The organism is Marinobacter salinus (assembly GCF_001854125.1).
Taxonomy (GTDB): domain Bacteria; phylum Pseudomonadota; class Gammaproteobacteria; order Pseudomonadales; family Oleiphilaceae; genus Marinobacter; species Marinobacter salinus.
The window spans coordinates 1,892,497-1,908,061 of the sequence record NZ_CP017715.1; the positions used below are offsets into that span (position 1 = coordinate 1,892,497).

A 15,565-nucleotide genomic window follows, 5' to 3' on the forward strand; every position below is an offset into this window, starting at 1 on the left:
CTCGGCTTCACCCTTTTTTATCTTCGTTATGGCTAGCGAATCAGACCGCCTTGGCAGCAATAATCTTATCGTGCCACTCGGCCGGCCCCGTCTGGTGCACGGAAGAACCACGTGAGTCCACCGCTACCGTCACAGGCATATCTTCTACCTCAAACTCGTAAATGGCTTCCATCCCAAGCTCCGGGAACGCAACCACTTCGGCGTGTTTGATGGCCTTGGATACCAGATAGGCGGAACCGCCAACTGCCATCAGGTAAACCGCGCCAAACTCCTTGATGGCATCAATCGCGACCTGGCCACGCTCGGCTTTACCGATCATGCCGGTCAAACCGGTTTTCTCCAGCATGGTGTGGGTAAACTTGTCCATGCGGGTAGCTGTCGTCGGGCCTGCAGGGCCAACCACTTCCTCACGCACCGGATCCACCGGCCCCACGTAGTAAATAAACCGGCCCTTCAGGTCCACCGGCAACTCTTCGCCCTTGTCGATCATGTCGACCATCTTCTTGTGGGCGGCGTCCCGTCCAGTCAGCATTTTGCCGGATAACAGAACCGTCTCACCCGGCTGCCAGTCCTTCACGTCTTCCGGCGTGATGGTATCCAGGTTCACGCGGCGAACATTCTCACCCACTTCCCAGGTAATTTCCGGCCAGTCGTCCAGGCTCGGCGGGGTTTGCAGTGAGGGACCAGTGCCATCCAGAGTAAAGTGCGCGTGACGGGTGGCGGCACAGTTCGGAATGATGGCAACCGGCTTGTTGGCGGCGTGGGTCGGGTAATCCTTGACCTTCACATCCAGAACCGTCGTTAGGCCACCCAGGCCCTGGGCACCGATGCCGAGATCGTTCACCTTATCGAACAGTTCAAGGCGCAACTCCTCGGCACGATTGGAGGCACCGCGCGCTTGAAGATCGTGGATATCGATCGGATCCAGCAATGACTCTTTCGCCATTTCCATTGCTTTCTCGGCGGTGCCGCCGATACCGATACCCAGCATGCCGGGCGGGCACCAGCCGGCGCCCATCTGCGGAACCATTTTCAATACCCAGTCCACCACGGAATCGGACGGGTTCAGCATGGCGAATTTGGATTTGGCTTCCGAACCGCCACCCTTGGCGGCTACGTGAATCTCAACCGTATCGCCCGGCACCATTTTGTAGTGAATGATGGCTGGAGTGTTGTCTCCGGTGTTCTGACGCTTACCGTCCGGATCCGCCAGAATGGATGCGCGGAGCACGTTATCCGGCTGGGTATAAGCGCGACGTACACCTTCGTTGATCACATCATCCAGTGCCATCTCGCAATCCCACTGAACGTTCATGCCGATATTAACGAATACGGTCACAATGCCCGTATCCTGGCACAGTGGGCGGTGGCCCTGCGCGCACATGCGGGAATTAATCAGGATTTGGGCCATGGCATCCTTGGCCGCCTGGGACTCTTCCTTCTGGTAAGCCTCATACACGCCCTGGATAAAGTCCTTCGGGTGATAATAGGAAATAAACTGCAGCGCGTCCGCTACGCTTTCAATCAGGTCGTCCTGGCGGATTACGGTGGTCATAGGCGCCTCATCAGCTTGATATCGTTGTGTCGTGTTATCGGAAAATCGGGAGGCAAGAGTTTACCAGAAAAACGCGAACGCAAGGGACCCGACAGATGGCGAACCCATACACTGCCTGATCAGCCGAAGACCGCCGGCGCCCTCGACAAACCGTTAAGTCCCAACTATTTTTCAGAAAGGCCAAACTCCAACCGTGCGGGGAGGATTCAAAGGACCAGAATCACACTTTCGGCTGATCAACACGTGCCATACTGTCGCTATAGTCATAGATATAGAAATTGGCTCACAGCGCTGGCTACAATTTCAGACAACAGTTTCAAGCAGAACAGGCCACTGACAACGGGCTTACCGGATCAGACCGGCCCCGTCAGCTGCCGAACATAACGACACAACAACAGGAAAAGGTTCCACCCATGTTCAAGAAAACTCTAATAAGTCTTGCCGTGGCGTCTTCCCTTGGACTTACAGGCTGCTTTGACAGTGGCGATACGGGGGCGAATGCTAATCCGGACTATAAGATTTCCAACCCTGATTTCACTGGTAAAACCTGGCCAATTTTCAATCCTGTAACCAGTGAACTGCCTGTTCCTAGCGACCTTCAATTCGAGCAAGGTGCCAACGCAGACGGAACACTCAGTGGCTCTACAGACAACCCGATTACCAACGCACTCGACTACATGGACGGTTCATCAACGACCGCTCAGTTTGATATCAAGTTGTCTGGCTCTATCAATCCTGAAACGGTGGTTGCGCAACCTATAATTGACGCAGGTGCAGGAACCCCGGCTCCGAACCCGAACCAAAACGTCTTCCTGCTCTCTCTAAACTTTCCGGGCGGTGACGCACTGCTCAACAGCTCTTCCTACTACACCGACCTGATCGCTGAGTTGGCCGAAAGCGGAGATATTACAGAAGTACTCGATCGCGAATCCTTCCCGGGCGAAACCCCTACCTTTGATCTTGGTCTCGCATTCGCTGCTTTGCAGGCTGCACCTGGTCCTGACACAGCCGCCGCTGTATTTGATTTCAATAATGAATTTCGAGCCGAAGTGGTCTCACTTGATGGTGGAGTGGACAATGTCCTGCGCATCACGCCGCTGCGCCCGCTTGACCCGAAAAAGAAGTACCTTGTTGTCGTCACAGATGAGGTCAAAGATTCACTCGGCCAGAGCTTGGTAGGCTCACCCTCTTACCAAAATATCAGCAACCCTGACGAGCCCCTTGGCACCTCCTCCCTGGAGCCAGTTCGCGGCGCTATTCAAGGCTGGGAAGCATTGGCAGCGGGTTACTTCAGTGCTCTTACCAATACGAGCCGGGAAGCCGCCTCAATGCCGCCCCTGAGCGCGGAAAACGTAGCACTGTCTCTGACATTCACAACCGGAGGCACAACAGACGTACTTGAAGCAGCTACTTCCCCCGCACAGTTCTTTTACAAGAGTGCTATTAAAACTACTCGCCAGAACGCAATTGCAGAATACCTCGCGGCAAACGCTGACACTTTTGAAACGCTGGATCCGAGTACTCAGTGGGGAACGCTTGATGCGGTAGCGGATGGCGCCGTAGCAAGTATTGGCGATGCGAACCTGCGCGCTAGTGCTGCGGGCACTGAAACGGCCTTGGCAGGAACGGATTTCAGCAATCCTGAGCCACGCGAAATTGGCACCCAATTTATCGAAGCTACCCGTGTACCATCCGCTGGACTCGGGCTCCCTGAGGCTGGATCTGTTTTTCAGACTAGTCTGGAACTTCCGTATTATCTGAAAACTCCGACGGATACTGATCCGAGCAATCTCAATCTACCTTGGTCCGCTTCGACCATCGTCGGTGGCGCTATTGATCCAAGTGGCGAAACGCCCCCGTCTGATAAGGTTACCTTCCGTTTCCCGTTTGCGACCGAGAACGCGACCCCAGTCAATGTACCGATGCTGGTATCTGTACCGGACCCCAGCAATGTGATTCCAGGCGGCGGTGGCGCAACCTGTGGAATGGCAAAGCCCTGGGACGTTGTTGTCTACCAACACGGAATCTTTGGTAACCGTTCACACAGCTTGGCTCTTGCCAACCAGTTGGGTAACTTTTGCTTCGTAACCGTTGCAATCGACCTGCCCCTTCATGGTATCGCACCCACGCTTGCAACTGGCGACCCAGACCCTTCCATAGCGCTAAGCGTCGACAAGACACTGGTCGATGGTTCGTTCGTCGACAGTCCACTTCCGATGAACGAGCGCCACTTTGGCTGGGGTCAGGACGCGAGCGGCTCTCCAACCCGGATGGTTTACAGCACAGATCCAGAGGAAGCGCTGGGTTATTCCGCCCAGTTCTTCCTGAATTTATCCAATTTGCCAGCCGCAAGGGATAACAACCGACAAGGTGTTGTCGATCTGTTGAACCTGAACGCCAGCCTTGTCAACCTCAATGACATCGACCTGGACAATTCCGATCTCGACGGTGATCCGACTACAAGAGGTGATGCTCAAAGAGACGTTAATGTTCAGCCCGATGGCACTGGCGGCTCGCAGGTTTATTTCGTTGGCCATTCACTGGGCGGCATTCTTGGAACATCGCTGGTATCCTTAGTGAACGACACCGCCCAAGCAGCAACGATTGGCAACGAGAATATCGTTCCCTTCAACGCTGCAGCTCTGGTTACTCCTGGTGCAGGCATTGCAAAACTGCTTGAGAATTCGCCCTCGATCGGCGCAACAGTGCTTGCTGGGCTTGGTCAAGCGGGACTTACCCAAGGCACAAGCAATTTGGAGCTTTTCCTGAATGTTGCTCAAGCCACTTTAGACAGTGCCGAACCTCATAACTTCGGAGAGTCAATCGTAAATAGCGGAAGCAAAGTCTACTTGAATGAAATCTATGGTGACGGATCTGATCGATCCACCCAAGATCAGACGATTCCGGTGGCCGCAGATGTAGCTTACGCAGGCACATACACCCGTCCTCTAGGAGATGCATTGCCAGCACCATTGGCAGGCACCGAACCGCTGTTCATGAATCTAGAAGCGGATACGATTTCCGCGACAGGCGGGCTCACTGCTAACGTAAACGCGGTGCGATTTGAGGCTGGTACACATACCACCATCATCAAACCGGAAACCGCAGCTCAGGAGGCTGTATTTGCTGATATGGCGACCAACATTATCTCGTTTTTCATGAATGACGGGACCTCGATCCAGTTTAACAACGCTAACTTTGTGAAAGCCGAGGCTCCATCGCCTGAGAACCCTTAATATTTAATATGCCCTCGAAGAAAACCCAGCATTTGCTGGGTTTTCTTTTTTGACTGTACTTTATGTCTCGAGTAAACCTCAGGCTGAAAATTTCACAGGCCTTCCAATTTGCATCTGGAGTTTGCCATCCCCCCGATCAACCTCGATCACCATATCCCGCGCCTTTAACTGAGGATGCTCCGCCGCTTCGGAGATCGTTAATACCGGCTCTACACACGCATCCTGATCGGCGAATGTCGCCTGCCACTCCGCCAGCGTCTTCCCGGCAATCTTTTCCTTTAATGCCTGCTTGAGCTTTTGCTGATGCTCAGGTTTCTGGCTCAGGGCCAGGCTCTTCATATCAGCGAGGTCAAGAGTGTCGCAAAAACGCGCCGAAAACTGAGGTTCGAGGCTGCCTACCGACAGCCAACGACCATCCTTTGTCCGATAGTAATCGTAGAATGAGCCACCATTCAGGAGGGAACTCTCCGGTTTCTGCTCCTGGCCACCGGCAAGGCAAGCCGCACCCGACATTGCGTTAAGCGCAAACGCGGCATCCGTCATACTGATATCGACGAACTGGCCCTCTCCGGTCTGTTGCCGGTGGATCACTGCGGCGAGAATACCCATCACAGCGTGATGTGAACCACCTGCAACATCCGCAATCTGAATGCCCATGGGAGGCGGCCCACTGTCGGCGCGTCCGCAGTGGCTGCTAACCCCAGACAACGCAAGATAATTGATATCGTGGCCGGCTCGGTCCCGGTAAGGCCCGGTCTGGCCATAGCCCGTAATCGCGCAGTAAATAAGTTTCGGGTTGATAGCCTTCAGCGTCTCATAGCCGATGCCGAGACGATCCATAACCCCCGGGCGGAACTGCTCAATAACGATGTCATAGTCGTGGATGAGCTCCTTTACTTTCTCAATGTCATCAGCCTGCTTAAGATTCAGGGGAAGCGTTTTCTTGCCCCGAGTCAGATACGAAAACGCTGTACTGTTTTTCCCGTCAAATGGAGGCATTACCTTCGTAAGATCCACCCTGTCCGGCGCCTCCACCCGCAGCACATCTGCCCCCATGTCGGCTAACAGCATGGTGGCATACGGCCCCGGTAACAGGGTACTGAAATCCAGAACTTTCAAAGAGGTCAGAGGACCTGCCATGGCATTCTCCTTACGTAGTCGGTTTCTTTTTGTCGATTCTTCCGGAATGTTTCATGCTGCACGGTTTTGCCGACGGGGCCAACCGCAGGTTCCTTCATTTCAGTTGGCCGATTCTGCCACGGCGTTGGCAGCTCGGCAGTTGCATTGTTTCACGGGGGTTTTATGATGGGTTTCGTTTTTATGGAATAGCGAGAGACATGTCCAACCTGACGGTTTCAAGACACTTTGTTCAGGCCGCCCTGACCGGAGCGGAGAATCTTGGTTTTGATACGTTCGATATGCTGAGGGAAGCCGGCATATCTCCGGATCTTTTACGTATCGAAATGGCACGGGTCAGCAGTGACCAGTTCAGTCGTCTGATGCAGATACTCTGGAGCCGGCTTGGGGACGAGTTCATGGGCTTCGGCCCCAGACGCGCGCGCAGCGGGACGTTTGCGACTATGTGCGCGCTGGTCATCGATTGTCCGAATCTCGAGGCGGTGTACCGCCAGGCTTTCCAGTTTTCCCGGCTTTTCGAACCCATGATTACCATGGAGCTGGAAACGAGCGGTGAAAAAGCTCAACTCGTCACCCGCATTGAAGGTGAAATACACGATCCGTCTTACTTCCTTCGGGAGAGTATTCTGGTTATCTGGCACCGGCTGGGAAGCTGGCTGATTGGTCAGCCAGTAGAGCTGGAAAAAGCGGAATTTGATTATCCACGACCGCTTCATGGTGACGAATACCGCCACATTTTCCATTGCCCGCTGGAATTCGGGTCAGACCGCACGGCTCTCACATTCGACAAACGATTCCTGTCAGCACCGGTTATTCGGGACAAGTCTGAAATGAGACAGTTTCTCAAGACCTCACCGGCAGACCTGCTGTCCCGCCCGGATGAAAGCAACACCTTTACTGGCCGGATTCGCGCCCTGATTGGCAGAGACTTTTCCAGGCCATTGCCGGATTTTGAATGGATTGCCGCCGCACTGCACACCAGCCCACAGACACTCCGGCGGCGCCTCAAGCAGGAAAACACCTCGTTTCAGGAGATCAAAGATCTGCTCAGACGGGATATGGCGATTTATTATCTGAGTCGACAGGAGCTGCCGATCAATGACATCGCCGCCAAAGTGGGGTTCACCGAGCCCTCAACATTCCACCGGGCGTTCAAGAAGTGGACGGGCGTAACACCCGGAGCCTATCGCGAGGGTGAAAGGGGCAACCTGACGGAATAGGCACCGTCAGGAATCAGCCGGCGCCTGAAGGTTGCGGATAAGCTGTCCCAGTGTCCGGGCCACTTCCCTGGCCTGTTCACGATCGACCGCCAACTGCAGCAACCGGGAACCGTCCCTCGGATCATAAATCCAGCAGGCTGCTGCGGCGGCTTCACAGCCCCATTCAACCTGAGGGTTAACACCGTATACGGACATGGACTGGGTTTTGCGAACAACTCGTCCCCCCGTATCCCGACGTATCTCCTGGACATTAATGGTGCTGTCCGCCGCACTGACCCGGTATTCCACGTCCGCCGGCCGGTCCATCTGAACAATGGTTTGATCCTGACGCCATCCCGCCACTTCCAGCAAGCTGTTAAGGTGGATTGTCAGCGCCTCACGGTCTGAGTCCGCCAGGTAGAGCTTGCGCAGCGAGGCAATCTTTTGATCACCCGCCGGCTCTATCAATGCAATTTTGCCTGAGTCCGAGTTACCGCCTTGTGGCGCCAGGGCCCGTTCCTTGCGGGCTTTCTCGATACCCGTTATGAGTTTAAGTGCTTCCTGGTAGTGGCTGCCGTCAGCCCCCCCCTGCTCCACATAGGATTCGAGAGCAGATTGCGCCTCATTCAAGTGGGCAGCCTGATACATGACACGACCACGGTAATAGAAGTAATCAGCCGGCTTGTTGCCTTCAAGCTGCTGGAGCCGGTTCAGGTACTCACCCGCCTCAGCCCAGTTTTCTGCAGCCACCGCTTCCTCTGTTGCCAGCATTAACCGGCGCGTCTCATGCTCGGGCGCAAGAGCGGAGGCCTGCCCGGCCAGCAGTGCCGACGCAAGGATAAGTCCCCGGGCCAGCTGAAAACCTTTATCAAACGATACTGCCATGGCACTCACTCCTGCTGATTATCTGCACCAATTGCCTGCGCTTCAGTCTCCGACGGGTCGTATTCGTCGTCTCCCGGCTCATCTCCGGCATCCACTTCCGCCTGATCCATAATAGCCTTTGGAAGTTCCTTCTTGACTCGCACACCAAGTTCCACAAACCGATTAGCCTGTGAGATCAGATTTCCACGACCTCTGGTCAGGGTGTTCATCGCCGAGTCGTAGCTGCCTTGAGCCGTATGCAACTGCCCACCCAGACGCTCCATAGCCTCAACGAACACCCGAAGTTTGTCGTAGACCGCACCGGCCCGATCGGCAATCCGGCGGGCATTCTGGCTCTGCCTTTCATAGCGCCAGATATTTTCGATTGTTCTCAGCGTAGCCAACAAGGTTGTGGGTGTTACCACAATAATCTTTCGCTCAAAGGCTTCTGCGAAAAGGTTCTCGTCCTGCTGAAATGCTGCCACAAAGGCGGGCTCGATTGGCATAAACAACAGCACAAAGTCCGGAGAATGAAGGCCGTTTAGCTGACTGTAGTCCTTCTCGCTGAGCGTGCGAATGTGATTTCTCACGGCTTCAACATGCTGCCGGAGCGCCTCTTCCCTCGCGGTATCATCTTCCTCGTTAACCCACTGTTGATACGCTAACAGCGACACCTTGGAATCAATAATCAAATTTCGGCTATCTGGCAGGTGGACAACAACATCGGGCCGAAGCAGTTGGTTGTCACTGTCCCGGTAACTGCCCTGGGTGTCGTATTCCACGCCTTTGCGCAAGCCGGACTTCTCCAACACCCGCTCAAGGATGAGCTCTCCCCAGTTGCCCTGAATTTTCTTGTCGCCCTTCAAAGCCCGAGTAAGGTTGGACGCCTCTTCCGTAATTTGACGGTTCAACTCCTGAAGGGACTTGATTTCACTCCTCAGCGCCTGGCGATCCCGGGTTTCACTGGTGTACACATCTTCCACCCGCTTCCGGAAGTCCTGGAGCTGGTCGCGAAAAGGATTGAGCAACGTGTCCAGGCTGGTACGGGTTTGCTGGCTGAAGTTCTCGCTTTTCTGTTCAAAGATTTTATTGGCAAGGTTCTCAAATTCCTGTTTCAGGGCATCCCGGTTACGCTCGAGCAATTCAAGCTTCTCAGACGTTGACCGCCGCTCCTTATCCAGAGTGACCTCTTGCTCTCGCAGTAGAACCTGAGCTTCATGAAGCTCTTTGGCAAGCTCCTCGCTTCGGCTCTGCTGAGCCTGGCGCTCGGCCTCCAGTTGCGAGATTCGGTGTTTGCGCCCTTCAAGGTCTGATTCAAGCCCTGCGACCCGGTTTTCCAGCCCCGACGCATGCTGTCGCCACTGCTCCAGTTTCTGTTCGTGTTTGATTAGCCTGGATTTGTGTTCATCGAGTGTCCGCTCAAGATGTTCAGTTTGCTGTCGCTCCATTGCCTCCCGATGCCGGGCATCCTGGAGCAGGTTTTCGGCTTCTTCGCGCTCCTTGTCGACTGCATCCAGTTGCCCGGCCAACCTTCGTTTATTAGCCGCAGAGCGGGCCATCCCAGCAGCCAACACAATAACCGCAATCACCAGAAGGACTATCCATCCGGCCATTAAATCAGGCTGGGATCTCAATAATTCGGTGACGGCCTCTGGCACTGCGCAACGCTCCTGTCATTATTCATTTTCTGGCAAAAAAACCAGACGCATTGTCGGAGGCTACAGTCTACCCCATCAATAGAACATTTTTCCTGAAGACACGCTTCTTCCGCCGCACCTCACGGTTAGCATCTCGACTGCTTTGCAAATCAGCAACCCCGGCGGATCCGCATCTGGACGAGGCCCGTATAATCGGTTAAAAGGATAGGATGTTACCCCGGTCTGGAGGCATTACGTTTTGGTAACCGCATCAGACAGGGTAACGGACCCAAAACGGATAGACCGATTATGTTAAAAGAACTTTGGCGGAAACTTGGAGCAGACTTTCTTCAAACCGATTGCTCGTCCTCAGAGAGCGATTCGCGCCTATTCGGAAATCGTGACAATTCCCGCTCTGACCGTTTTCATATTCTCCCTCATATTACTCACACCGGAGAATTTCATCTGGAACGGCTTACTGAGGTTCTCAAAGAGAGGTATGGCAAGACTTTGCAGGACGCAGACGTCGGCGCCGGCAGTGACGAGGCCATTCGGGAACTGATCAGTTTCGCAGCACGAATCCAGGACCAGGACGTCCAGCGGGAACTCTTGCTATTTTATCTCAACTGCTCGCCGGTCATTCAGGAATACCTGCGGTCGGAAACAGACCTTGGAGAAGGGCACTTTCTCCCCCGGTAACTACTTACGCTGCAATATTGAGAAAAAGGCCACAACCCCGCCCCCTTAACCAACTGTAAAGCAACCAGACAGATGGGTTGTTGTATAATCCTGCTCCAAATATTTTCAGATCCACACTTACAGATCGTCGCGCCGACTCTATATTCAAGTTAGTGACCGACTACCGGCTCAAGGGCATATTCATGGGTTTACCAAAATTACCGGCGGGCTCCTCTTCATCTTCTGTTTTTTTGATCTCCGGCGTATTGCTAATGCTGGCCGGCTGCTCTTCGGACCGCTATTTCATGGTTCCCAAACAGGACCTGAGCCAGCTCACCACCTCAGCCCAGGCCCAGCGGGCAACGCTGGTTACCATGGAAAATAACGCAACGGTACGGCACGAGCAGCTGCTGGAACGGAACCGGGGTTCTACTGAAACCATTCTTGATGCGATCAAAAACCAGGTCGAAAAACCAACCTGCCCTCCAGTTCAGAAACAAAGCGCCTGCCCGTCCATGGAGTCCTCCAAAGGACGCGCAGATCGCCTTAAGGGCAAAGTCATCGTCGGAGAGGTAGAGAAAATCTACCTTGCGGAGCCTGAACAGATATATACAGCCCGCATTGATAGCGGGGCCGAAACATCCTCAATCGACGCGCGAAACATTACACGCTTCGAGCGGGATGGCAGCAACTGGGTCCGCTTTGACGTCCCGGTGACGGGAAAAAGCGAGCTGATTACCCTGGAGAAAGAAATCTCACGGAGGGTAAAGGTTATTCAGGCCAGCGCCAATGAAGCCGAGCGGCGTGTGGTGGTGGAACTTCAATTCGCTATCGGTGACCATCAGCAGGTCGCTGAGTTTACCCTGACGGATCGCACCAACCTGACCTATGAAGTACTGATAGGGCGCAATGTGCTGCGGGACGTCATGCTGATTGATGTTGGTAAGGAGTTCGCAACGGAGCTTCCCGATTCTCTCATCAATAAAAGGAACGATTCGTGACCAATCGCTCCCGCCTGCCCTTCTACGTCGCCGTCTTCCTGCTGATTGCAACCGGTATATCCCTGGCCATCTGGCGCCATGTAGAGCTGGGCATTCCCTGGCTCACTGGAGAGCAGCGCCCGGTCTGGATGGTCGAAGCAAGAGTGGATTTCGACGCCACCAACGAATCAGTACTTGCCAGCCTTAACGTTCCCGGGCAGCCCCCCGGGTTCCGGCTTCTTAGCGAACAGGCAGCTTCGCCAGGTTATGGGTTTTCTATCATTGAGAAGTCCGGCAACCGCCGTGCGGAATGGTCGAAACGGGACGTATCCGGTCCGCAAACCCTGTACTTCAAAGCTCAATTCGTACCTGACGCTTCCGCCGAGAGCGGTCCCCTGAGCCAGCCTCCGACGACCCGACGGGTTTTCTGGGAGGAGCCGCAGGCGACAGCCGTGCGGGAAATCCTTGAGCAGGCCAAGGCGCGCTCAAGCACACCGGAAAGCATGACCCGGGAACTCATCCGCCTCATGCAGCCTGATACCCGTACCCAGAACACCACTCTGCTGGTTGCAGAGGAAAACTATCTCGAATTACTCGTCGATATGCTTAACCACTCCGGCATCCCCGCCCGCACCGCTGACGGGCTCGAGCTTGAGGATGCGAGACGCCGCCAGAAACTCACAACATTCCTTCAGATTTATGATGGACGGCAATGGCTGACCTTCGACCCACAAACAGCAGAGCAAGGTGTTCCGGAAAACCTCCTTCTATGGCGTGAGGGGTCGGCCTCATTGCTTGACGTGGTTGGCGGTGACAATTCTGAGGTTGGTTTTTCCATGCTCCGTCAAACGGTCCCGGCCTTGCAAATGGCAACCATGCAATTTGAATCCGCCGGGCTTGGTTTTCTGAGCTTCTATGAGCTGCCCATTGAAGAACAGAGCATGTTTCGGATGTTGTTACTGCTTCCGTTAGGCGCGCTGGTTGTAGCATTCATGCGGATTGTAATTGGTATCCGCACCTCGGGAACGTTTATGCCGGTCCTGATTGCTGTTGCCTTTGTGCAGACAACCCTGGTTCCAGGGTTAATTGCCTTTCTCTCGGTGGTTGCCCTCGGACTACTGATGCGAGGTTACCTTTCGAGCCTGAACCTGCTGCTGGTCTCTCGTATTTCCGCTCTTATCATCCTGGTGATATTCATTACTGCGGGGCTAAGCATTATCGGCTACCAGATGGGCTTCAATACCGGCATGACCGTGACATTTTTCCCGATGGTCATTATCGCCTGGACCATTGAACGCATGTCGATCCTCTGGGAAGAGGAAGGCGGGCGCGAAGTTCTGGTTCAGGGTACGGGCAGTCTGTTCGTGGCAATCTGCGCGTATCTCCTTATGAGCGCGCCACTGGCCGGCCACCTGACGTTCAACTTCCCGGAGCTGCATCTCTCCATCCTGGGGTTGATTCTGCTCATGGGCCAGTATACCGGGTACAAGCTGAGCGAGCTGAAGCGCTTCACGCCGATGAAGGTCTACGACTGATATGAACTGGATATCACCGCGACGGTTAAACCGCCTGGGCATGCTCAACATGAACCGGCGCAATGTGGATTACATTGCCCGGTATAACGAGCGTTCCTCCTACCCATTGGTGGACAATAAACTCAAGACCAAACTTGCAGTAGCGGAATACGGCGTCAAAACCCCCCAACTGCTCCAGGTGGTGCGCCAGCAACACGAGATATCCAAGTTCCGGGGCATGGCCGAAGGCCTTGCCGGATTTGCCATCAAGCCTGCCAAAGGGTCTGGCGGAAAGGGCATTACCGTAATTACCGGGCGTGACAACGAAGAATACATCAAGGCCTCAAGTGCACGCGTGGACGCACCTTACCTGGAGCGCCATCTCACCAACATTCTGGCAGGACTCTACTCTCTGGCCGGCACGCCAGACGTAGCCATTGTCGAAAGCCTCGTGGAATCCGCGCCTTCTCTTGCCCGCTATTCATTCCAGGGCGTTCCAGATATTCGAATTGTTGTATTCCAGGGATACCCGGTGATGGCTATGCTGAGACTTGCCACAACCGCATCCGACGGCAAAGCCAACCTACACCAGGGAGCCGTGGGTGTCGGGCTGGACATCGGCTCGGGTAGAAGCCTGAATGCGGTGCAGTTCAACCGCCCCATAACATTGCATCCGGATACCGGTCTGGCCTTGGAAAATATCGAAATCGAAGCCTGGGGAGAAATGCTGGAGATGGCATCCCGCTGTTACGAGGCAACGGGGTTGGGCTATATGGGCGTAGACCTGGTGGTCGATGCCAACGAGGGACCGCTTCTGCTTGAGCTGAACGCCCGCCCCGGGCTCGCAATCCAGATGGCAAACGGACGAGGTCTGCTGCCACGACTCAGAGCCATTGAAAGCCTCAAGCGCCCTCACTTCACCCCCCAGGAAAGAGCGGACTTCGCCATGGAGAGTTTCTCCGCCCTGTAGCAAATAGCAGACATAAAAAAACCGGGGCAGAAGCCCCGGTTATTTTCCACTAATGCGGCAACTACATCTCGCCTCGGGCGATCAGGAGTTTCCGTTCGTGCGTCAGCCCCTTTAACAGACCCCATGTCATAACCAACAGGATGGCTGTAAATGGCAGACCTGCACTTATCGCCGTTGCCTGAATCGCACCAAGAGCATCTGCGCCGCCGCCGAAGATCAACGCTGCCGCAATTGCACCTTCCATAACCACCCAGAACACACGCTGAGCAGTCGGTGCATCAGTTTTGCCTCCGGCAGTGATGCTGTCGATAACCAGGGAGCCGGAGTCCGAGGACGTCACGAAGAACACCAGCACCAGAATAATGCCGACGAAGGAGATAATCCCCGTCAGTGGCAGATTGGCGAACATCTGGAACATGGCCAGAGAAACATCTGTCAGACCATTTTCGGCCAAAGCGCCAATACCATCCTGAATCTGTTCCAGGGCGGTACCACCGAAAGCACTCATCCAAACCACAGTAATAATTGTGGGAACAAGCAGAACGGCTACGATAAATTCCCGGACGGTCCGACCGCGAGAGACCCGCGCGATAAACATACCTACGAACGGTGACCAGGAGATCCACCACGCCCAGTAGAATACGGTCCAGCCCTGGAACCAGGCTTCGTCTTCCCGACCGAACGGATTACTCAGGGGAAGGACGTTCGCAACATAGCTGGAGGAGGTCGTCCAGAGTGTCTCCAGAATGGTCATTGTTGGGCCGGCAAAGATGATAAAGAACAGCAGAATGCCCGCCAGAGCCATGTTGATGTTACTGAGGACTTTCACACCCCCATCCAGACCGCGTAGAACCGACATTAGCGCAAGAGCAGTTACCCCGACAATAATGGCCATCTGCACGTTGGTGCCACTTCCAGTGTCAAACAGGTAGTTCAGACCTGAGGCTGCCTGCTGGGCACCAAACCCCAGAGATGTCGCCAGACCGAATATGGTCGCGACTACCGCAAGGATATCGATAATGTGACCGGGCCAGCCCCAGACCTTGTCCTTGAGGAGCGGGAAAAATGCTGACCGGATCGTCAGTGGCATGTTCTTGTTGAACGAGAAGAAAGCCAGCGAAAGCGCAACAATGGCATAGACCGCCCACGGGTGAAGGCCCCAGTGATACATGGTCGCGCCCATCGCCAGGTCAGCAGCCGCCGGAGTATTGGGCTCAACATTAAACGGCGTTTCGTACCAACCGGTGAAGTACGCTGTTGGCTCAGCAACTGCCCAGAACATGAGGCCAATACCCATGCCTGCGGCAAACAGCATGGCAAACCAGGACATAGTGGAAAATTCCGGCTTTGCATCCATGCCGCCAAGCCGGATCTTACCGACCGGCATGAAAATCAATGCCAGACAAACCACCACAAATATGTTCGCGCTGATCAGAAAGAACCAGTCAAATGTCGCGATAATGTCCCATTTAGCACCGTCCAGAAGCGATTTCGCCTCGGCCGGAAACATTAGAGTACCTACCACAAAAAGCACGACCAGTATTGCCGTAATCGGGAATACCGGTGCGTGAAGGTCGAGGCCAAAAGGATTGATGTTATCCTGACCTGCGACGTAATCCGTCTGGTATTCGTCTTTAACTACCTCGCCCACGTTTGGCGCCTCCTGAATTGAAAAATCAGTTTCGAAATCGGAGCTCAAAGATTACAAGCGCGACATACTAATGTTTTGAACTCAAAACATCAAAGGCCCGATAACCTGCCACTTGAGCTTTTAGCATAGACCATCATTACAAAG

Annotated in this window: 11 protein-coding genes; 6 read left to right on the top strand and 5 right to left on the bottom strand. The window is 54.4% G+C overall.

The window, feature by feature from the left end; all coding sequences use genetic code 11:
• Positions 1 to 40: 40 nt before the first annotated feature.
• Complete coding sequence (locus tag BKP64_RS08695) at positions 41 to 1,555, bottom strand: fumarate hydratase (protein ID WP_070968605.1); 1,515 nt, start codon at positions 1,553 to 1,555, stop codon at positions 41 to 43.
• 413 nt (positions 1,556 to 1,968) lie between these two features.
• Between BKP64_RS08695 and BKP64_RS08700 the strand changes: the two genes are divergently transcribed.
• The gene (locus BKP64_RS08700) at positions 1,969 to 4,791 is read left to right on the top strand and encodes a hypothetical protein (RefSeq protein ID WP_070968608.1); all 2,823 of its coding nucleotides are present in this window, start codon (positions 1,969 to 1,971) and stop codon (positions 4,789 to 4,791) included.
• Positions 4,792 to 4,869: 78 nt separating this feature from the next.
• On the opposite strand, the gene BKP64_RS08705 is transcribed toward BKP64_RS08700, so the two are convergent.
• The gene (locus BKP64_RS08705; RefSeq protein ID WP_070968611.1) at positions 4,870 to 5,931 is read right to left on the bottom strand and encodes a CaiB/BaiF CoA transferase family protein; all 1,062 of its coding nucleotides are present in this window, start codon (positions 5,929 to 5,931) and stop codon (positions 4,870 to 4,872) included.
• Between the two features lie 197 nt (positions 5,932 to 6,128).
• On the opposite strand from BKP64_RS08705, the gene BKP64_RS08710 reads away from it, so the two are divergent.
• Positions 6,129 to 7,148, top strand: a complete 1,020-nt coding sequence (locus BKP64_RS08710) for an AraC family transcriptional regulator (protein WP_070973619.1) — start codon at positions 6,129 to 6,131, stop codon at positions 7,146 to 7,148.
• A gap of 6 nt (positions 7,149 to 7,154) precedes the next feature.
• Here BKP64_RS08710 and BKP64_RS08715 read toward each other — a convergent pair whose 3' ends face one another.
• Together BKP64_RS08715 and BKP64_RS08720 are read right to left on the bottom strand one after the other, a co-directional pair.
• The gene (locus BKP64_RS08715) at positions 7,155 to 8,012 is read right to left on the bottom strand and encodes a hypothetical protein (RefSeq protein WP_070968615.1); all 858 of its coding nucleotides are present in this window, start codon (positions 8,010 to 8,012) and stop codon (positions 7,155 to 7,157) included.
• A 5-nt stretch (positions 8,013 to 8,017) separates the two neighbouring features.
• Positions 8,018 to 9,604, bottom strand: a complete 1,587-nt coding sequence (locus BKP64_RS08720) for a DNA recombination protein RmuC (protein ID WP_070973620.1) — start codon at positions 9,602 to 9,604, stop codon at positions 8,018 to 8,020.
• 333 nt (positions 9,605 to 9,937) lie between these two features.
• On the opposite strand from BKP64_RS08720, the gene BKP64_RS08725 reads away from it, so the two are divergent.
• The 4 genes from BKP64_RS08725 to BKP64_RS08740 all read left to right on the top strand — a co-directional run bounded on the left by BKP64_RS08725 (position 9,938) and on the right by BKP64_RS08740 (position 13,770).
• The gene (locus tag BKP64_RS08725; RefSeq protein WP_070968616.1) at positions 9,938 to 10,327 is read left to right on the top strand and encodes a hypothetical protein; all 390 of its coding nucleotides are present in this window, start codon (positions 9,938 to 9,940) and stop codon (positions 10,325 to 10,327) included.
• 284 nt (positions 10,328 to 10,611) lie between these two features.
• A complete protein-coding gene (locus BKP64_RS08730; protein ID WP_099092586.1) occupies positions 10,612 to 11,307 on the top strand; it encodes an ATP-dependent zinc protease family protein in 696 nt (231 codons plus the stop codon).
• Positions 11,304 to 12,821, top strand: coding sequence for an inactive transglutaminase family protein (locus BKP64_RS08735; RefSeq protein WP_070968622.1), 1,518 nt, complete (start codon positions 11,304 to 11,306; stop codon positions 12,819 to 12,821). Before BKP64_RS08730 ends, BKP64_RS08735 begins: the two co-directional genes overlap by 4 nt.
• Before the next feature lies 1 nt (position 12,822).
• Positions 12,823 to 13,770 carry an alpha-L-glutamate ligase-like protein gene (locus BKP64_RS08740; protein ID WP_070968625.1) on the top strand — a complete coding sequence of 316 codons (948 nt, stop codon included), beginning with the start codon at positions 12,823 to 12,825 and terminating at the stop codon, positions 13,768 to 13,770.
• Positions 13,771 to 13,831: 61 nt separating this feature from the next.
• Here BKP64_RS08740 and BKP64_RS08745 read toward each other — a convergent pair whose 3' ends face one another.
• A complete protein-coding gene (locus BKP64_RS08745; protein ID WP_070968628.1) occupies positions 13,832 to 15,421 on the bottom strand; it encodes a BCCT family transporter in 1,590 nt (529 codons plus the stop codon).
• Between the last annotated feature and the right edge of the window lie 144 nt (positions 15,422 to 15,565).